Source organism: Micromonospora cremea (genome assembly GCF_900143515.1).
Lineage (GTDB): Bacteria > Actinomycetota > Actinomycetes > Mycobacteriales > Micromonosporaceae > Micromonospora > Micromonospora cremea.
Map to the genome: position 1 here is coordinate 2,022,513 of NZ_FSQT01000001.1, position 19,751 is coordinate 2,042,263.

Sequence of the window (19,751 nt, forward strand, 5' to 3'; positions counted from 1 at the left end):
GCCTGAAAGGCCCACCACCTCTAGCCGGCGTGCCACATCGGTGCGCTGCGCCGGGCGGTCCGTACCACGATCTCGGGGTCGGCGAGGACGCCGACCAGTCGCCGGCTGGCCGCCACCGCGAGCGGCCCGAGCGTCGCGTGCCCGACGGACGCATGGCAAGCCTGCAGCCCGATCTCCGCCAGCTCCCGCCGGGTCAGCGCGAAACGCCGCTCGCGTTGCTCGACGAGCGCGGCGCGGACCCGCCGCAGCACCTCGCCCGGTTCGTCGGTGACCCGGCGCAGCACCTGGACCGACCAGTTCCACGTCTGCAGCAGCACGAGGTCGGCGCGGTCGGGAGCCTGGTCGGTGAGCAACAGCTCGTGGTGGCAGACGACGACGGCGGCCTCGGGGTCGCCGTCGTCGAGAAGGAGGCGGGCCAGCAGCCCGGCCGCAAGGGGCACGGATCGGCCGGCGCCGTCGCCGGCGCTGCCGCTGGCGAGCAACCGGCCCAGCAGGGTCCGCGCCGCGTCGGTGTCGCCTTCGGCGAAGTGCAGGGCCGCCAGGAACTCGTCGGTGCCGCGATCCGTTCGCGTGTCGTCGTCCTCAAGGTGGCGCAGTTGCTCGGCGGCGGCCCGCAGCTCGGGAAGCGGCGCGTTGGCGGTGAGCAGCCGGGCGATCCGCTCACGCTGCGCGGACACCGGCGTGGTGGTGCTGGGTGTGGTCGGTGCGGGCATCAGCGCCAGCAGGTCCGCGAGCCGGGTCCACTGCCCGGCGGCGGCCCCGGCCAGCAGTGCCTTGCGCAGCGCCGCCACGGTCAGGCGATCGACCGACCCGATGCTCTCCGCCCTGGCCCGTGCGACGGCGGCGAAGGCGCCCAGCGCCTCGGTCCAGTAGCCGGCGCGGGCCAGCTCGATGCCGAACTCCTCCCGCAGCCGGCTGCCCCGCCGCCCGGTCAGCGACCCGGCGGCCAGCCGACTCTGCAGGCGGCCGTGCCGGAACCGGTACGCGCCGGCGCCGTGTCGCAGCAGGCCGACCGACTCCGCGTAGGCCAGGAACGCCAGCAGCTGGAAGGGGATGCGTCCTTTTGCGGCGAGCACGGCCTTCCCCACCGTGAACCGGATCCAGGCGGCACCGCCGCGCCGGTGCAGCCACCAGGCCAGCCCCAGACCCATTCCGGCGTACGCCAGCGACGTCATCGGCGGCGCGGCCGGCAGCAGCCCGCCCAACCGAAGCACCGCCACGGCGACGAGCAGGCGCAGGACTGCGGTGGCGACGGTGGTGAGAGCCGACGCGACGCTCGCCGCACGGTCCGCGTCGATGGTTTCCGCCGCGCTGGTGGCACCCAGCTCGGCGGCGGGAGCGGCGACGTCGACCCGCAGGCCGGCCGTGACGGCGCTGTACGTCCAGAAGAGGACACCGACCACCACCGCGCCGCGCACCGGGTCGGACCACGCCGGCAGGCCCGGCACTCCGTCCAGCAACCCGACCAGCTCCGGCGACGGGGTGACGGTCGACAGCAGGGTCAGGGTGGCGAACGCCCAGAACGCGCCCCCGACCAGGCCGGCGATCAGCCCGTACCGCAGTGCCCGCCGGCCGCCGACGAACAGCACCCGACGAGGCGTGTCCCGCGCCGTGCGACCGCGCAGCAGCGCGGCGCACACGGCCAGCAGGAAGGCCGCGACGGCCAGGCCGTCGACATTGCGGGCGATCGCGTTCAGCAGGTGGCGCGTGCCGATGTCGCTGACGAGCGCGGCGGTCTCGGTGAGCGCGTCATGGGCGTACGAGAGTGCCACCCAAACGGCCAGCCCGCTGCGCAGGCCGTCGAAGATCGCCCAGAACGGACCGGGCAGCGCGGCGGGCAACTGCCACCAGCGGAACTCGCGCTGGTCGAGTGATTCCAGGTGCGCGGCGAGGAAGGCGAGGTACCGCCGGGACGTGTCCGGCTCCCACCGGCGTAGCCCCTGGCCGCCCCGCCCGGAGCGCAGTGCGGCATCGACGGCCCGGGTCAGCAGGTCGTCCTCCACCGACCGGCGACCCTGCTCCCGGGCCAGCGGGACGAGGTCGCGCGGGTCGGTGCCGGGCTGGTCGAAGGCGCTGCGCGCCATCGCCACCATCAGCGGTGTGGACAGTACGCCGGTCAGTTCGGTGTCGTCCCCGATGGTGGCGGCTACGGTGCACCAGTTGTTCGCCTGGTGATACGGGGCCGCGTCGACCAGGTAGTCGGCCACCTCGGCGGGGCTCAGCGGTTCCAGCACCACGACGGCAGTGCCGCGCAGCTTCTGTCCCTGAGTGAGGTAGCGCTCGTACACCGATGATCGACAGGTGAGCACGAACCGCTGGGTGGCCAGGGCGTTCAACTGCTCTAGGCAGGAGACCAACCGCTGCTCGGGCATCTCGTCCAGGCCGTCCAGGACGGGCACCAACAGGCCCGCCTCGACGAGGTCGCGTAGCACCGCCTCCGGGTGGGGGTGCTCGGCGGCGAGCTGCGGGTACCGCCGGGCGATTCGGTCGACCAGCCAGTCGGTGAAGCCCTCCCGGTCGGGGTCCCATGACGCGACCGGTATCGGCACCGGGACGGGGGTGTCGGGCTCGCGGTGCGCCGGCAGCTCCCGGGCCATTCGCAAGGCGGTGATCGACTTCCCGGAACCGGCGCTGCCGAGCAGGAGCAGCCGTCCGGACGGGATGCTGCGGTATCGGGTCCAAAGCGCGCCGTCGCGGCCGGACAGGTCCAGCGGGACTGCGTCGCTGGAGCGGCCGATCGCCCGCCAGGACGGCAACAGGCGGGCCGGCGCGGTGGACCAGCGCACGGGCAGCGGGTACGGCTCATCGACGGCGCGGAGCACCGTGTCGTCGCTGGGGTCGCGGCGGACCAGATCGGCGAGCTGGTCCGCAACGGCACGTCGGTGCGTGACGAGCGCCGTGGACGCCGCCGGCCGGTTGGTGAAGACCTGGTCCAGGACGACGTAGACGGCGACGAACCCGGCGATGACGCCCCAGGCCCAGTTGACCTTCTCGAAGTCGTAGCGCAGCCAGACCCAGCCTGTCCCGCCGGCCGCCAGTGCGGCGACGACGGTCAGCAGGCCCCACTTCCACATCGGACGCCGCACCACCTGATTGTGATCCACTGCTGCACGCGGGGACACCCCGCCGGGGTCGGCGCTGCCCGGTCGCGGCCGATCAGCTCGGGACGTCGCGGTGACGGAATCCGGCGACGCCGACGGCGAGCAGCGCCGCCGCCACCCCGGCGAGCACCACCAGCGGCAGCACCGCCGGGTCGACCGCGGGCACGGACGGCACATGGGTGTACGGCGAGACGTTGAGCGCGGCCTGTGGCAGGTCCAGCACCGCGCCGAGCTGCCCGAGGAGCAGGAAGACCAGCAGCGCCGTCCAGGAGAGCACCACCGACCGGCGGGGCAGCAGGCCGAAGAGCGCGGTCACCCCCCCGGCCACAACGAGCAGGGCCGGCAGCCGCAGCAGCGCGGCGCCGCCCAGCGCGATGGCCTCGCCGAACGGGTCGCCGGTGACCAGGCCGTAGCCGAGCCCGGTGGTCAGGCCGGCGAGCAGCAGCAGGGCGAGCGCGCCGAGCGCCGCGGCGAGGACCTGGGTGCCGAGCCATCGGGTCCGGCTCACGGCGGTGACGAGGGCGGCCTCCAGCACCCCGTCGGCTTCGTCGCCGCGTACCCGGAGCAGGGCCTGCACCACGTACGCCCCGATGGTCAGGGCGAAGAGCCCGAGCATCGCGGCCAGGTACGCGTCGACCAGGTCGGCTCCGCCGCCCATCGCGTTGATCGCCTCGGCGGCGGCCGGATTCTGCTCGATCATGGCGTTGAACTCGTCGGCGGCGACGCCCATCGAAACGCCGAGCACGGCGATCCCGACCGCCCAGCCGAGCAGCGTGCCGCGCTGCATCCGCCAGGCCAGCCCAGCCGGGCTGAGCAGCCACGCCGCACCGGTCGCGGGCTTGCGCCGGGGTGCGACCAGCCCGGCGCCCTGGTCCCGCCGCTCCGCAAGGGCGGACGCCAGCGCCACCCCGGCGAGCAGCAGTGCGACGGGCAGGGCGAGCACCCACCAACGTTCCCCGCCGAAGGCCCGCACCTGGTTGCCCCAGCCGAGCGGGGAGAGCCAGGAGGGCCAGGCGCTCTCCACCCGGGTGCCGTCGACGCTGGTGTCGCCGAGCACGTCGCCGGCGGCGCGCAGCACGAAGGAGAGCCCGACGACGGCGGCGGCGAGCGCGTTGGCGCCCCGGGAGGTGACGGAGACCTGCGCGGTGACCGCGGTGACGCCGGTGAAGGCCACCCCGACGCCGCCGACCGCGCCGGCTGCCGCGACGGAGCCGGCCAGTGGCAGGCCCGCGCCGGCCAGTGCGACGGCGAGCAGCGCCGCGGCCGCCACGTTCGCCGCGACCACGACCAGCAGCGCGGCGGTGAGCGGCGCGTACCGGCCGACCACGGAGGCGCCGAGCAGCTCGGCGCGGCCGGTCTCCTCGTTCTGCCGGGTGTGCCGGGTCACCGCGAAGGTGCTCAGCAGCGCGACGATCAGGGCCAGCGTCACGTACGTCTCGGCGACCACCACGGCACCGACGTCGGGGCCGGCGATGGGGCCGTTGAAGGCCCGGGCGACCAGGCTGGACGCTGACGTGGTCGCGTAGCCCTGACGGGCCGCCTCGTCGGGATAGATGCCGGCGACGCTCCCGGCGAGGGCATAGCCGAGCAGGGGCGTGCCGAGCACCCAGATCGCCAGGCGGATCCGGTCGCGGCGCAGCACGAGCCGGGCCAGCCGGCGGGTGCCGGTGAAGGCGGTCACCGGGCACCGGCCCGCTGGGCCTCCGCCGACCCGGAGTCGTCGGCGGTGACGCGCTCGTCGCCGTAGTGCCGCAGGAACAGCTGCTCCAGGGTGGGCGGGGTGCTCGTCAGCGCGCGGACGCCGAAGCGGATGAGCTGGCCGAGCAGCTCGTCGAGGTGCGCCGGCTCGACCTCCAGGTGGGTACGCCCGTCGACCTCGCGCACGTCGTGCACGCCCGGCAGCGCGTCCAGGCCGGTCACCGGGCGGGCCGTCTCGACGGTCACCGCCGTGCGGGTGAGGTGGCGCAGCTCGGCGAGGCTGCCGGACTCGACGGTGCGACCCTCGCGGATGATGCTGACCCGGTCGCAGAGCGCCTCGACCTCGGCGAGCACGTGGCTGGAGAGCAGCACGGTGGCGCCGGCCTGCTTGATTCGCCGCACCTCGTCCTGGAACACCGCCTCCATGAGGGGGTCGAGGCCGGAGGTCGGCTCGTCGAGCACGTACAGCTCCACGTTGGAGGAGAAGGCGGCGACGATGGCGACCTTCTGCCGGTTGCCCTTTGAGTACGTGCGGCACCCGCGGGTGGGGTCCAGATCGAAGCGTTGCAGCAGCTCGTCGCGGCGACGCCGGTCGAGGCCGCCGCGCAGCTCACCGAGCAGGTCGATCGCCTCCCCGCCGGAGAGGTTCGGCCAGAGGTTGACGTCGCCCGGCACGTACGCCAACCGGCGGTGCAGGCGCACCGCGTCGCGCCAGGGGTCGGCGCCGAGCACCCGCGCCTCGCCGGAGTCGCGGCGGAGCAGCCCGAGCAGGATCCGGATGGTGGTGGACTTCCCGGAACCGTTGGGCCCGAGGAAGCCGTGCACCTCCCCCGCCTCGACCCGCAGGTCGAGCCCGTCGAGTGCCCGGATGCCGCCGAAGGTCTTGACCAGGTTGTCGATCGAGATGACGGGCATCGCCCCTCCAGCCGTTGGATGCGTCGACCGTCCCCACTGTACTGACCGACGGTCAGCACAATCAACGCTGACGTCAGCCACCGGTCAGGACGCGGGCTAGGCTGGCCGGCATGACCGCCGATCCCGCGGACGACACCCGCACCCGGATCCTGCGCGCCGCGCTCGACCTCTTCGCCGAACAGGGCTACCAGCGCACCTCGCTGCGCCAGATCGGCGAGCGGCTGCGGCTGACCAAGGCCGCGATCCTGTACCACTTCCCGGCCAAGGAGCACCTGCTCGCGGCACTGGTCGAGCCGCTGCTGGCCGACCTGGAGGCGCTGCTCGACGCGGCCCAGGAGCAGCCCACCGAGCAGGCCCGGTGGACGGTGCTGGAGGGCTGGGTGGACACCATACTGGCCCACCGTCGGCCGCTCGGCATGCTCTTCCACGACATCGCGTTGGTCGGTCGGAACGACACGTACCACCGGTTGATGAGGATCGCGATGCGGGCCAACGACCTCATCGCCGGACCGGCCGCCGGGCGCCGGGAGCGGGTCCGGGCGGTGCAGGCGGTCGCCGCGTGCAGCGACCCCGTCGTGTTCTTCACCGACGTGCCGGACGAGGTGCTGCGCGCCGACATGCTCGACGGCGTACGCCGCCTGCTGGCGGCGCCGCCGGCCCCGACCGCCGGCACCCCCGGCGTCGCGGCGGGTGAGCGTCGGCGGCGACCGGGGCGACCGCGGGCGCTGGGCCGGGAGCAGGTCGAGGCGGCCCGGCGGATGCACGCGGCGGGCACCCACTCGGTGGACGCCATCGCCGCCACCCTGGGCGTCTCACGGGCCACCGTCTACCGCCACCTGGACGAGCAATAATGAGACGGATTTAGCGACGGTTTCGAGACGGTGGTGAACCCGACGGTCAGGCGGCCAGGGTGGCGTAGCGGCCGTTGCGGTGCAGCAGGCTGTCGTGGGTGCCGGCCTCGACGATCCGGCCGTGGTCGAGCACCGCGATCTGGTCGGCATCGCGAACGGTGGAGAGCCGGTGCGCGATGGTGATCGTGGTGCGCCCCTCGGCCAGCACGTCGAACGCCCGCTGCACGGCCCGTTCGGTCTCGGTGTCCAGCGCGCTGGTGGCCTCGTCGAGGACCAGGATGCGCGGGTCGCGCAGCAGCGTGCGGGCGATGGCCAGCCGCTGCTTCTCGCCGCCGGAGAACCGGTGGCCGCGCGAGCCCACCACGGTGTCGTACCCGTCGGGAAGGCCGGCGATCAGGTCGTGGATCTGGGCGGCGCGGGCGGCGTCCTCGATCTCCGCGTCGGTGGCGTCCGGCCGGGCGTAGCGCAGGTTCTCCCGGACGGTGGTGTGCAGCAGGTACGTCTCCTGGCTGACCACGCCGACGATCGAGGCCAGGTCGGCCAGACGCAGGTCGCGCAGGTCGATCCCGTCGATGGTGACCCGGCCGGCGGTCGGGTCGTGCAGCCGGCTGACGAGCCCGGCGAGGGTGCTCTTGCCGGAGCCGGTCTCGCCGACCAGGGCGAGGCTGGTGCCGGCGGGCACGTCCAGGGTGACCCCGGCGAGGGCGGCGGTGTCGCTGCCCGGGTAGCCGAAGGTGACGTCCTCCAGGCGCAGGTGGCCGCGCACCTGCGCGGGGTCGAGGCGGACCGGCTCGGCGGGGTCGGCCACGTCGACCGGAAGGTCGAGGTATTCGAAGATCCGGGCGAACAGCGCCAGTGAGGCGGTCAGCGACACGCCCACGTTGAGCAGGCCCATCAGCGGACGGAACAGGCCGCCCTGCAACGCGGTGAAGGCGACCAGGGTGCCGATGCTCAGCGTGCCGGCGGTGCCGGGCAGGCCGGCGGCGAGGTAGATGACCGCCGGTACGGCGGCGAAGATGATGCTCATCGAGGCCATCCGCCAGCGACCGGCCAGTTCGCTACGCAGTTCCAGGTCGACCAGGCGGGCCGACGAGGCGGTGAACCGGTCGATCAGCGCGGGCCCGGTGCCGAGGGTCTTGGCCAGTTGGACGCCGCTGATCGACAGCCCTTCCTCCACGGTGACGTTGAGGTCGGCGAGCTCCCGCTGGCGTTGGGCGGTGATCTCCCGGCGCATCCGGGCGACCCGGCGGGTCAGCCAGATCGCCGGCGGCAGCACCACCAGCGAGACCAGGGAGAGCTGCCAGGAGAGCGCGACCATCGCGACGGCGGTGGCGATTACGGTGGTGAGGTTGGCCGCGACGGCGGTGGCGGTCGAGGTGACCACCGACTGCATGCCGCCGATGTCGTTGGTGATGCGGGACTGCACCTCGCCGGTGCGGGTCCGGGTGAAGAAGCCCAGCGACTGCCGCTGGAGGTGGCTGAAGACGTCGGTGCGCAGCCGGTGCATGATCTGCTGCCCGACGCGGGTGGAGATCCAGGTCTGGATGACGCCGAGGGCGGCGGTCACCGCGGCCACCGCGACCATGCCGAGGACCAGCCAGACCAGCAGGGTCACGTCGCCCTGCGGCAGCGCCCGGTCGATGACGGCGCGCAGCAGGAACGGGGTGGCCATCGCGATGATCGAGGAGGCCACGATGATCGCGGTCACGGCGGCCAGTGCGGGCCGGTGGGCGGTGAACAGGCGGCCGATGCGGCGCAGTGACACCTGGCGGGCCTGGGCCTTCTCGTCGGCGCTGACGGTGCGGGGGCCGCGGTCGCGGCGGGTGGGGGTCGGTTCCAAGGGGCACTGCCTCTCGTCGGTATTGCTGAGGTTACCTCATCATGAGGTAGCAACCGCATCCCCTGCTACCGTATTCCCCGTGACCGAGCGCACGGCGGACGGCGACGACGAGAGCCTGGCGGAGACGTTCTGGGCGGTGGCCGGGCGACTACGCCGGCAGGCGCGGGAGTCGCTGGCGCCGTGGGACGTCACCCCCAGCCAGTCCCGGGCGCTCGGGGTGCTGGCCCGGCACGGTGAACTGCGCCCCGGCACCATCGCCGAGCACCTGCGCATCGCGCCCCGCTCCGCCACCGAGGTCGTCGACGACCTCCAGGCCCGAGGGCTCGTCGAACGCCGACCCGACCCGGCCGACCGGCGGGCGACCCTGGTCGCCCTCACCGAGGAGGGCAACCGCGTCAGCGCCGCCATCCGCGCCGCCCGCCGGGCCGAGGCCGACCGCTTCTTCGGCCACCTGGACGACGCCGACCGCGACCAGCTGGCCCGCATCCTGCGTACCCTGCTCGGCTGACAAGCAAGGAAGGGCACATTGCTAACGGCTGGTGCATAGAAAGGGCCCTTCCTAACACCGGGTTTGCCCACTCAGCGCCCGGGTAGCCAGCGCGGCCCGTCCGGTCGGCAGGACCGGCCGTGACGGGCCGGGCGAGGTGACAGGAGGATGGCCGTGCCGCTGGTGTCCCATCTGACTCACCAACCCGCCTGATGTGCGGGATCAGCGGGGAGGCCCGATTCGACGGCCGACCGCCCGACGCGGCGGCGGTCACCCGGATGGCCGAGGCGATGCGGTCGCGGGGCCCGGACGGCGAGGGGCTGTTCACCGACGGCTGGGTGACGCTCGGGCACCGCCGGCTGACCATCATCGACCTGTCCGACGCGGGCGGCCAGCCGATGGTGCGCGACGACCTGGGCCTGGCACTGGTCTTCAACGGCTGCATCTACAACTATCCCGAGCTGCGCGAGGAACTCACCCACGCCGGGTACGCCTTCCACTCCACCAGCGACACTGAGGTGATCCTGGTGGCGTACGCGCACTGGGGTGACCGCTTCGTCGACCACCTGGTCGGCATGTTCGCGATCGGGCTCGTCGACCGGGCCCGGCGGCGGCTGGTGCTGGTCCGCGACCGGCTCGGCATCAAACCGCTCTACCTCGCCGAGACCCCCGGGCGGCTGCGGTTCGCCTCCACCCTGCCCGCGTTGCTGCGCGCCGGCGACGTGGACACCAGCATCGACCCGGTGGCGCTGCACCACTACCTGTCCTGGCACTCCATCGTGCCCGCGCCGCGGACCGTGCTGCGCGGCGTGCGCAAGCTGCCGCCGGCCACCCTGCGGGTGATCGAGGCGGACGGGCGCAGCCGGGAGGAGGTGTACTGGCGGCCGGACTACGTGCGGGAACCGGCCGACGCCGGGATGGACGCCGCCGACTGGCGGGCCGCCATCGGGGACGCGCTGCGCACGGCGGTACGCCGCCGGCTGGTCGCCGACGTGCCGGTCGGGGTGCTGCTCTCCGGCGGGCTGGACTCCAGCCTCATCGTGGCGCTGCTCGCCGAGGCCGGCCAGCGGCACCTGCGCACGTTCAGCATCGGCTTCGACAGCCGCGGCGGCGAATCCGGCGACGAGTTCCACTACTCCGACCTGGTGGCCCGCGCGTACGACACCGACCACGACCGGATCCGCCTGTCCAACGACGACCTGGTGCCCGCCGTGCGGCGCGCCGTCCTGGCGATGGCCGAACCGATGGGCAGCCACGACGTCGTCGCCTTCCACCTGCTCTCCGAGCAGGTGGCCCAGCACGTGAAGGTGGCCCAGTCCGGGCAGGGCGCCGACGAGGTGTTCGCCGGCTACGGCTACCACCACCCCCTGACCGAGGTGCCCCGGCACGGCGCCGCCGAGACGTTCGCCGCCGCGTTCTTCGACCGCGGCCACGACGAACTGCGCCAGATCGTCGGTCCGGCGTACGCGCTGGACCGCGACGCCAGCCGCGACCTGCTGACCGAGCACCTCGCCGCACCCGGTGCGCAGACCGCGCTGGACGCGGTGCTGCGCCTGGACACCCACGTGATGCTGCCCGACGACCCGGTCAAGCGGGTGGACAACATGAGCATGGCGTGGGGCCTGGAGGTGCGCACCCCCTTCCTCGACCAGGACCTGGTCACCCTGGCCGCGCACTGCCCGCCGGAGCACAAGGTGGCCCAGGGTGGCAAGGGCGTGCTGAAGGAGGTGGCCCGCGAGGTGCTGCCGGCCGAGGTCATCGACCGGCCGAAGGGCTACTTCCCGGTGCCGGCGCTGCGCAACGTGGACGGGCCGGTGCGCGAGCTGGTGGCCGAGGCGTTGCAGGCGCCGGCGGCGCGGGAGCGGGAGCTGTTTCGCCGGGACTACGTGGCACGGCTGCTCGCCGAACCGGACCGGGCCGAGGCGGCGGCCGGCAGCAACAAGCTGTGGCAGCTCGGGCTGCTGGAACTCTGGCTTCAGACGCACGACATCCGCTGAGCAGGCGAACGCCGCACCGTCGGCCGGCCCGGCACGTCACTCCAGCGCCACGGCCGCCGCCCGCCCGGTGAGGAAGGTCTGTTCCGCCGCGTTGTCCGTCAGTGCGGCTGCCGTCCGGTACGCGACGGCGGCCTCCTCGCCCCGGCCGAGCCGCGCCAGCAGGTCGGCGCGGACGGCGTGCCGCACGTGGTAACCGTCCAGGTCGAGGCGGTCCACCTCGGCCAGCGCCATCGCGGGCCCGGCCACCTCGGCGAGCGCGACCGCCCGGTTCAGCGCCACCACCGGGCCGGGGGCCACCGCCAGCAGCTCGTCGTACAGCTGGAGGATCTGGTCCCAGTCGGTGTCGACGGCGCGGGGCGCGGCGCTGTGCACGGCGGCGATCGCGGCCTGGATCAGGTACGGCCCCGGCTGGTCGCGGCGCAGGCAGCGGCGGACCAGCGACTGTCCCTCGGCGACCAGCGCGGCGTCCCACCGGGCCCGGTCCTGCCGGGGCAGCGGAACGAGGTCGCCGTCGGGAGTGGTCCGCGCGTCCCGGCGGGACTCGGTGAGCAGCATCAGCGCGAGCAGGCCGAGCGCCTCCGGCTCGTCCGGCATCAGCTCGACCAGCAGCCGGGTCAGCCGGACCGCCTCGGCGCAGAGTTCCGCGCGGACCAGTCGCCGCCCGGCGCTGGCCGTGTACCCCTCGTTGAAGATCAGGTAGAGCACCGCGAGCACGGCGTGCAGCCGGTCGGGCAGGTCGGCGTCGCGCGGCACGCGGTACGGGATCCGCGCGTCGCGAATCTTCGACTTGGCCCGAACGAGCCGCTGCGCCATCGTCGGCTCGGGCACCAGGAAGGCTCGGGCGATCTCGGCGGTGCTGAGCCCGCCGAGCAGGCGGAGGGTGAGCGCGACCCGGGCGGCCGGGGCGAGCGCCGGATGGCAGCAGGTGAAGATCAGACGTAGCCGGTCGTCGCGCACCGGCGCCTCCTCGGCGGGTGGGTCGGCGGCGTACAGCAGGGCCGCCTGGGCGTGCCGGTCGGCCCGGGACGCTTCCCGGCGCAGCCGGTCGATGGCCCGGTTTCTGGCGGTGGTGATGATCCAGCCGGCCGGGCTGGGCGGTGGTCCGGTCTGCGGCCACCGTCGGAGCGCGATGGTGAAGGCGTCCTGGACGGCCTCCTCGGCGAGGTCGATGTCGCCGAGGAGGCGGACCAGGACGGCGACCGCGCGGCCGTACTCCGCGCGGAACACCGCCTCCGCGTCCTCCATGGTCAGTCGCCGGCCCCACCCTGGAACGGGCGGACCTCGATCGGAGTGTGGTGGCCAGCGCGTAGCGCCGGCCCCAGTCCAGGGCGACGTCCAGGTCCGGCACGTCGATGATGGTGATGCCGCCCAGGTGCTCCTTGCCCTCGACGAACGGCCCGTCGGTGACCAGCACGTCGCCGTCGCGGGGGCGCAGGACGGTGGCGGAGTCCGGGCCGTGCAGGCCCTGCCCGAAGACCCATGACCCGGTGGCCGTCAGCTCGTCGCGCAACTCGCCGAGCTGGCGCATCACGCCGGCCAGGAATTCCGGCTCGGGCGGCAGCTCACCCTGTGGCTGGTGGATGCTGAGCAGGTACAGAGTCATCGTTCCTCCTCGCGGGCGGCCGGCCCGTCGCCGACCTCTCATCCTCCACACGAACGGCCGGCGGCCAGATCGACAGGCCGCCCGGAAAAGGTTCGACCGTCGTCCGCGCCGCCCGCGTCTGCCGAGGTCGCGGGGCAGCCCGACGAGAGCGTCGGCCAGCGCGTCCGTTCAGGTGGTGCCCAGCAGCATCTGCCCGTCGATGAACCGGGCCTCGTGCCAGCGGACCCCGGCCAGTCCGGCCACCGCCTCGCTGAGATCGCCGAAGAACGCCTGCGCCTGACCGTTGCGGTTGTCCTCTTCGGCGTAGCTCAGGAGAAAGAGTGGCACGCCCGCCTCCGCTGACGGGTCCCACGACCGGTGCGCTCGGTGAAGGACCGTCGATGCCAGATCGGCCGAAGCGCGATCATCGCGGGGCCGCGTCGGGGAGTCATATGCCCGACGGTTGGGGTATGCCGGGGACGTGGCCGGGGGCATCCGGGTCGGATCGTGGGCGGGCCGGTGGCGCGGTCAGTTCGGGGTGAGCTTCAGCGTCGACCGCGCGGTCAGCGTGTCACTGTCGACGAAGACCGTGTCGATCGCCGGCTCGGTGACCGTGATCGGGACGGCTGACGCGAGCGGGATGCCGTCCGGGAGCGGCAGGTCCGGGGCAAGTATGATCTTGTTGTCGAGAAGCTTTCCGACCAACCTGGTGGCGTAGAAGGCAACGTTCCCGTCGAGCGTCAGCTCACTGGTGCGCAGGGGCAGCATCCGGCCCGCCGGGGCGGGTGCGTCGAGCAGGAGATCGTCGGTGACCGCGCGGTCCAGCTTGAACTTCAACGTCGTGACCGTGCCGTCCGCTGTGGGCAGCTTGACGATCCCCTCGACCCGGAGCCCGGTCAGGGTCACCCGCGACCCGGTCCAGCGTGACGGCGTCACCGCCACCACCGGCTGTCCAGGCTCAGGCGAAATCAGGGGCAACGGCTTCCTGGCCTCGGCGCCGCCGGTGGGGGTCCGTGGCGGCCCCGGAGTGCAGTCGATGGTCGGACAGGTGGGTCCGTCCAGCGTCGGGGTGTCGGGACCGGACGCCCGGCCCGGGCCGGGCGCCGCCAGGGCAACGGCGGCGGAGATACCCAGCAGCACCGTGGCGATCCGCAGGTCGGTGTGCCAGGGCATCGGCTCCGGTCGCCCGGACCGCCGAGAACCACGGCGCGCGACGCGCACCCCGTGGACCGTGGACACCGGCGGCGACCCACCCCGCCCGGTGCCGTCCCGGCCGGTCATCAACTCGTCGAGGAGCGCGGGCCGCCTGCCCTCGGCGGCGTGCGCGCGGTGTCGTCAGCCGGCTGGTCATCGGACCGGACGGTCCGGTGGGTGTCCGGCATCCAGCCGAAGCCGAGGGCGCTGCCGAACGCGCCCAGCAGCAGCCCGATGAAGAAGCCGCCGAGGTTCACCCCGATCAGGGAGAAGAGTGCGGTAACCGCCGCGACCACCGCGTAGAGGATCCGGTGTTGCGGCTTGAACCACATCAACATCCCGCAGGTCACCAGAATGGCGGGGATCAACCAGGACAGAAAGCCGGTCGGACCCAGCTGAAATGCCAGACCACCGAGCGACATCTGGGTCGTGCCGAAGATCTCCAGACCGGCCAGTGCGGTGAGCAGGCCACCCCAGAACGGACGGGTCCGCCGCCAGAATCGGAAGCCGCCCAGCGTGTCGCGGAACCGGGTGGACCCGGCAGTTTGCGGTTCGGCGGTCGTCACGCATGGCCTCCTGCCGGGGAAGGGAAATTTGAGGGCCGGCACGGAAAGCCGCGAAGCCCTCCCGCGGACTCCGGTGGTCAGCTCAGAAGCATTCCTTCGCCGCGGCGCCCAGGTTGACCTTCAGCCGCAGACCCGTCAGGTTGAACGTCCCGGCCTGGGTGGAGCGGGCCACCTGACGAAGGTTTTTGATCGTCACCACGTCGGCCTGCTGACCGAAGCCCTTCCGGGGACCCTGCGCACCGTCCGGACCGCCTTGCAGGGTCGACGCGTCCTGCCCGATGTTGACGTTCTTGAACACGACGTCACCCTCGAGCGACTCAGCGTCGATCAGGAGGTCGCTCGCGGTGGCGGGTCTACCGCCGCCGCCGGCGTTGATGGTGAGCACCACGGGGAGGCCGGGCGTCTTCACCGACTGACAGAGGTCGTAGAGTCGCGCCTCGCGGATCCCGGTGACCGCAACCGGGTGTTCCTTGCCGTCCACCTCCCGGGCAACGCCTCCGTACTGGACGAAGCCGGTGCCCTGCAGCTCCGACGCGGACACCTTGAACGTCTGGCCGGAGACGGCGAACGAGGCTGCGACCGCGCCGTGGGCCATGCCGAGCACGATGGCGCCCGCGACCACGACCACCGGAACCAGCAGTGCGGCGGAGCGCCGCCACCGGGTGTGACCCGGGTTGTCGATCCGATCCTGCACGATTCCTCCTCAGGGTGGATGTCGCGCCGGGTGTGGGAAGAATGCGACGGCTCGAACCGCGGGTCGTTACCCGCTGCCCAGTAGGGACGACCGGGCGACCGGGCGCGACGCACGTCATAGCGCCCTTATTTGCCGACGCTAACACGGCACGATGACCGGTGTCCTATTCATTGCCGCCGACATATGTGCGGGCAACATCCGGCACCAGACGTGGCGGACAAACACGCTGATCGGGACGTTGACGGCCACATTCCCTTTAGCCGACCCGATTCATCGTGGATGGGGAACATAATGCCGGGGCCTATCGAACTCCACGGCGCCACCTTCGGCACGCCAGTCCCGAGGGCCACGACTTTTCGTGATCTCCTGCGCCGTCGTCCCAGCGCCGAAGATGATTCCGATGTCGGGTCTGCCGGCCCCGCCGACGCTGAGTTCCTACCGAACCTGGCGCGTGCCGGCCCCTACGAGCAACGCAGGTCGAGCATGACGCACCCGTTTCCACATCGAACCGGAGTTGTCAAATGCACGCACGTAAGCTGCGTTTCCTGGCTGCCGCTCTGGTACTGGCGCTCGGGTTGACAGTCCTGGTGAATGAGCCAGGAAACACCCAGGCTGCGCCAGCGGACGCTTGCGAGAATTTGACTACCGGCCGGGATTCCGACGCGGTCGGCACGAAGTTCATGGTGGCGGCGGCCAACCCGCTCGCGGTCCAGGCCGGCTGCCGGATCCTCGCCAAAGGCGGCAACGCCGCCGATGCCGCGGTGACGGTGCAGGCCGTCCTCGCCGTGGTGGAGCCACACGCCTCCGGTCTGGCGGGCGGCACGATCATCAACTACTGGGATCCGGACAAGCGCACCGTACGCCTCTTCGACGGAATGGCCACAGCACCGAGGACCGTGACGCAGAACCTCATGACTCCCAGCGAGGAGGAGAGCAGAAAGCTGGACGTCGACCGCTTTCCCTGGGACGTGTCGGCGACCGGGCGCGCCTTCGGCGTTCCCGGAACGCTGAAAGTGCTCAAGGACGTGCACGACGTGTACGGCACTCTCGATTGGGACCGGCTCTTCGACGACGCCATCCGCTTGGCCGCCAATGGCTTTCCGATGTCCGAATCCCTGAGCAGCGGTCTCAACGATCGCTTCAACGGACGTAAACGGTGCAACTATCCCGACCTCCGGCCCCGGTACTGCAACGGCGACCGGGCCAAGTCGCCGGGGACGACGCTGAAGAACCCGGAGATAGCCCAGGTGCTGCGCGAGGTCCGCGACGGCGGCGCGGACGCCTTCTACGACCCGAACGGCACGATCGCGCCCGCGATCGCCCACCACGCGGCGAAGGGCCCGATCAAGCTCAAGGGGAACACCGCCGGCCCGGTGGTGATCCCCAGCCTCATGACGGCGGACGACTTCGCCGACTACCGGGCCATCGAGCGGGAACCGCTCTGCCGCAACGTCTTCGGTGTGAAGGTGTGCACGTCGGCGCCGGCGGCGTTCGGCGGTGTGACGGTCCTGGAAATGCTCGGGATGCTCGAACGCGGCCAGGTGGCGAACACGAAACCGGGTTCGGGAGAACGGCTGCATCTCTCGGTCGAGGTCAGCCGTCTGGCGAACTTCGACCGCCGGGCGTACGTGGGCGACCCGAAGTTTCATGACGTGCCCGTGGACGGGATGCTCGACAACGCCTACCTCGACCGGCGTTTCTCGCTCTTCGACCCGGACAAGGCGATTGATCCGATCACCCCGGGGGATCCTCCGGGAGTCGTCCCTCCCGCCGGCCCGCCGAAGGATGCCGTCCCCAGCACGGTGGACGTGGGCGACCCGACGAGCCACGTCAGCATCGTGGATTCGGACGGCAACGCCGTGGCGATGACCACGACCAACAACACCCACTTCGGGTCGCACCTGGAAGCGCGGGGAATGATCCTGAACAACGCGCTGAACAACTTCACCGACACGTCGTCCGTCTCGCCGGGCAAGCCGGTGAACGTCCAGGAGGCGCAGAAGCGGCCGACCGCCTCGATGGCACCCACCATCGTGCTGGACAAGGACGGGCGGAAGCTGCGGCTGGTGGTGGGCGCCGCCGGCGGCTCCCACATTCCCGACTACGTCGTCCAGGCCCTGGTCGGTGTGGTGGTGGACGGGATGAGCCCGGTCAAGGCACTCGATCAGGGGCACTTCAGCGGGCAGGACATCACCCGCAAATGCGGCAGGAAGGTCGGCGCACCCTCCGAACTCGAAGCGGACCGGGGGGTGGCCACCCGCTTCGCCGATTTCGTGACACTCCAGCATCCCTGCCCGAGGCTCGTGGCACTGGACAGCGGCAGCACCGCGATCCAGGTCCGCGGCGAGCAGCTCCTGGGCGCGGCAGACCGCCGCAGAGACGGTACCGCGGCAGGAGGCTGACGCCCGGCCTGCGGCCGGCCTCGCGCTCGATTCATCTGGGTTGGGTGAGGTCGCCTCACCCCACCCCGTCCGACCATGAGGATCGGTCCTGCCACGCCACATCTCTGCGGAAGGAAGGGGTGGCCATGACGAGTGAGAACAGAGGCGATGAGTCCGCGCCGGACCAAAGCACGGGGCGGGGGCGGTTCAGCGGACGCGCTCCGGTAGCGGGCCCCACCCCACCCCCCGAACAGGTCGTCCCATGGCGACGTCGGGCGCTCGACCAGCAGCTGCCAGCTGCCGGGTTTCCCGCGGGCTCCAACAAACCGTCACTGGTCTACATCTGGGCGACCATGGTGCTGGCCGCCGCCATCGTGCTCGGGTTCGCCGTGAACAACCAACGGGGTGTGCCCCCGGCCGTTGTCGAGTCGCAGCGGGACAACGTGGCAAAGGTCGCCTCGAGCATGCGACTGACCATCAACCACTCGGTCGAGGACCTCGACCAGCGGATCGCCGGCCGGTCACCGACGACGCCCGACCCTGAACTCCTGAAACAGGTGGTGGCCAACGGGACGGAATGGACCGGAGCCACGATCGTGGAGACAGCCACCCGTCGACCGCTGGCGACCGCCGGCTCGGGCGTACCGCTGGAGCTGCTGCCCCCGGCGTTGCCCGCCAAGGACACCTTCCCGATCACCACGCCCAACGGCCCGGCGCTGGTCCGCAGCCTCGCCCTGGACGGCTCAAAGACCCTGCTCGCGACGCAACCGCTCGACATGGACGAGCTGCGGCTCAACCCCAAGGCCCGACAGGGGGTCTTCGTCATCACGCCGGATGGCAAGAGCACCCTGATGCAGGGCGTCAGTGCCGTACCCGAGGTTCACCTGCCCGTGGCCTTCCAGGGGCTGGCCGCGTCCACGTCAAACGAGGGTCACCCGATCAGGGTGACCGAGTGGGTCAACAGGCAGTTGGTTGTCTCGTCCGCCCCGGTCGGCGACACCGGCGCGACCGTCGCCACCCTGATCGTCGCCGACGAAACGGGCGGCACGTCCACGGTCCAGGGCTTCGTGCTGGGCCTGACCCTGCTGGCACTGGCCGTACCCAGCTTCCTGCTGATGCGGATGTCGCTCGTCGGCCCGGTGCGGTCGCTGTTGAAGCAGGCCAAGGACAACGCCTGCGGGGCCGTTCCGACCAAGCGGTATCCGCTGCGGGTCGCGGAGGCGCACCGCATCGCTCGGGCGCTGGCTCTCACGTCCGGGGACCGCTCGCCTCCCGCCGCGCCCAGGTGGCGATGGCGTTGGCGGCCAACCGTGGTCCAAGGTATGGCCGCGGCGACCGTGGTGGCTCTGCTCTGGCCGGCGGCAGCCGTCGCGTACACGCTGCGTGAGCCCGAGGCGGCACTGCCCGACCAGCTCGTCAGTGATGAGGAGAGCAAGGCCGAGGGGGCGAGCACCGTGCTGGGGAAGATCCTGAACAACGGCCTGCAGACGGTCACCCGTACCTCCCAGGCCGCCGAAGCCACGGATCCGAGCCAGATGACCCCGGCCCTGGAGCAGGAGCTGGCCGACAAGAACCGGTTCCGCGCCTTCTACCTGATGGACCCCAGCGGGTCCGTGCTCAGTTCGGCGGGTCGCGAACCACTGCGCAAGGAGCCGCTGCGCGGCGAAACCGGGATCGACCTGGACGGCGAGACGTCCCGCGTCCCGGTGGTCTACGCGTTCCGGGTGGCGGACAACGGTGTCGCGACCGTCGGCGAGTTCGACATCGACTACCTGTTGGACGTCCTGCGCTCGGTGGACGGACAGGCCCGGATCGTTGACGAGGATCTGCGCACGGTGTTCGACTCGGAGGGATTCCGTGCCTTCGAGGCGTTGCAGGGCAACGCCCGCGTCGCCGCCAGCGAGGCGCTGAAGGGCGGCACCGTGGGGATGGCGGAGACACCCGACGGGGAACCGGCGCTCGTCGCCGCCGCCGGTCTGAACAAGCCCAACACGGTGGCTCCGCTGAAATGGTCGATCGTCGTCGAGCAGGATCTGGCCGGATTGCGGCTGCCCGAGAGCGACGGGCGGCGGTGGACCCTGCTGGTCGCCGGTGCCGTGACGGGCATCGTGCTGCTCACCCAGATGTGGCAGTACTACGTGTTCGCCCGGCCGCTGCGTCGACTCGCCACCGCGGCGGACCGGATCAGCGACGGTTCGGTCGAGGAACCGATCTCGCCGCAACGGCACGACGACATCGGGGCGTTGGCCATGTGTCTGGAGATCTGCCGCCAGGTTCGGCACACCGGCTCCGACCGGCTGGGCGGTGCCAGTCGGCTACGCGGCACGGAGGATGACCGCACCGTGGTGCTTCCCGAGGTCCCGCAGTCCGGCGCCGACGCGCCGGCGCCGCCAGCCACTGGCCGAGCCGACGATCAGACCGATGATCGGGAAGGTAGAGGTTGAC

At 72.0% G+C, this 19,751-nt stretch carries 14 protein-coding genes and 1 pseudogene; 5 read left to right on the forward strand and 10 right to left on the reverse strand.

What is annotated here, in order from left to right; genetic code table 11:
• Positions 1–20: 20 nt before the first annotated feature.
• The 3 genes from BUS84_RS09330 to BUS84_RS09340 form a co-directional block, all read right to left on the reverse strand.
• On the reverse strand, positions 21–3,086 hold the full coding sequence (locus BUS84_RS09330) for an NACHT domain-containing protein (protein ID WP_159451002.1): 3,066 nt from the start codon (positions 3,084–3,086) through the stop codon (positions 21–23).
• A 70-nt stretch (positions 3,087–3,156) separates the two neighbouring features.
• A complete protein-coding gene (locus BUS84_RS09335) occupies positions 3,157–4,782 on the reverse strand; it encodes an ABC transporter permease (protein WP_074310567.1) in 1,626 nt (541 codons plus the stop codon).
• Positions 4,779–5,714: an ABC transporter ATP-binding protein gene (locus BUS84_RS09340; protein WP_074310569.1), complete on the reverse strand. Its 936-nt coding sequence runs from the start codon at positions 5,712–5,714 to the stop codon at positions 4,779–4,781. The genes BUS84_RS09335 and BUS84_RS09340 overlap by 4 nt, the downstream gene beginning before the upstream one ends.
• A gap of 110 nt (positions 5,715–5,824) precedes the next feature.
• Here BUS84_RS09340 and BUS84_RS09345 point away from each other — a divergent pair, with 110 nt between their 5' ends.
• Positions 5,825–6,565 (forward strand): TetR family transcriptional regulator, encoded by a 741-nt coding sequence (locus BUS84_RS09345; RefSeq protein ID WP_074310571.1) that lies wholly within the window; start codon positions 5,825–5,827, stop codon positions 6,563–6,565.
• Positions 6,566–6,611: 46 nt separating this feature from the next.
• Here BUS84_RS09345 and BUS84_RS09350 read toward each other — a convergent pair whose 3' ends face one another.
• Positions 6,612–8,405 (reverse strand): ABC transporter ATP-binding protein, encoded by a 1,794-nt coding sequence (locus BUS84_RS09350; protein WP_074310573.1) that lies wholly within the window; start codon positions 8,403–8,405, stop codon positions 6,612–6,614.
• A gap of 79 nt (positions 8,406–8,484) precedes the next feature.
• Here BUS84_RS09350 and BUS84_RS09355 point away from each other — a divergent pair, with 79 nt between their 5' ends.
• Positions 8,485–8,913 carry a MarR family winged helix-turn-helix transcriptional regulator gene (locus BUS84_RS09355; protein ID WP_074310575.1) on the forward strand — a complete coding sequence of 143 codons (429 nt, stop codon included), beginning with the start codon at positions 8,485–8,487 and terminating at the stop codon, positions 8,911–8,913.
• Positions 8,914–9,104: 191 nt separating this feature from the next.
• Positions 9,105–10,889 carry an N-acetylglutaminylglutamine amidotransferase gene (locus BUS84_RS09360; RefSeq protein ID WP_074310577.1) on the forward strand — a complete coding sequence of 595 codons (1,785 nt, stop codon included), beginning with the start codon at positions 9,105–9,107 and terminating at the stop codon, positions 10,887–10,889.
• A gap of 36 nt (positions 10,890–10,925) precedes the next feature.
• Here BUS84_RS09360 and BUS84_RS09365 read toward each other — a convergent pair whose 3' ends face one another.
• The 6 genes and pseudogenes from BUS84_RS09365 to BUS84_RS09380 form a co-directional block, all read right to left on the reverse strand.
• Positions 10,926–12,134, reverse strand: coding sequence for an RNA polymerase sigma factor (locus tag BUS84_RS09365; protein WP_074310579.1), 1,209 nt, complete (start codon positions 12,132–12,134; stop codon positions 10,926–10,928).
• A gap of 121 nt (positions 12,135–12,255) precedes the next feature.
• Positions 12,256–12,534: pseudogene (locus tag BUS84_RS09370) on the reverse strand (YciI family protein); the annotation flags it as partial.
• Positions 12,535–12,660: 126 nt separating this feature from the next.
• Positions 12,661–12,819 (reverse strand): hypothetical protein, encoded by a 159-nt coding sequence (locus tag BUS84_RS38185; RefSeq protein WP_159451003.1) that lies wholly within the window; start codon positions 12,817–12,819, stop codon positions 12,661–12,663.
• Positions 12,820–12,999: 180 nt separating this feature from the next.
• Positions 13,000–13,644, reverse strand: a complete 645-nt coding sequence (locus BUS84_RS37410; protein ID WP_143728305.1) for a hypothetical protein — start codon at positions 13,642–13,644, stop codon at positions 13,000–13,002.
• Positions 13,645–13,751: 107 nt separating this feature from the next.
• A complete protein-coding gene (locus BUS84_RS37415) occupies positions 13,752–14,231 on the reverse strand; it encodes a DUF6114 domain-containing protein (protein ID WP_143728306.1) in 480 nt (159 codons plus the stop codon).
• Between the two features lie 82 nt (positions 14,232–14,313).
• On the reverse strand, positions 14,314–14,925 hold the full coding sequence (locus BUS84_RS09380; RefSeq protein WP_074310581.1) for a DUF6230 family protein: 612 nt from the start codon (positions 14,923–14,925) through the stop codon (positions 14,314–14,316).
• 638 nt (positions 14,926–15,563) lie between these two features.
• On the opposite strand from BUS84_RS09380, the gene BUS84_RS09385 reads away from it, so the two are divergent.
• Both BUS84_RS09385 and BUS84_RS09390 read left to right on the forward strand, forming a co-directional pair.
• On the forward strand, positions 15,564–17,327 hold the full coding sequence (locus BUS84_RS09385; protein ID WP_159451004.1) for a gamma-glutamyltransferase family protein: 1,764 nt from the start codon (positions 15,564–15,566) through the stop codon (positions 17,325–17,327).
• Between the two features lie 125 nt (positions 17,328–17,452).
• Complete coding sequence (locus tag BUS84_RS09390) at positions 17,453–19,750, forward strand: HAMP domain-containing protein (protein WP_143728307.1); 2,298 nt, start codon at positions 17,453–17,455, stop codon at positions 19,748–19,750.
• The last annotated feature ends 1 nt before the right edge of the window (position 19,751 follow it).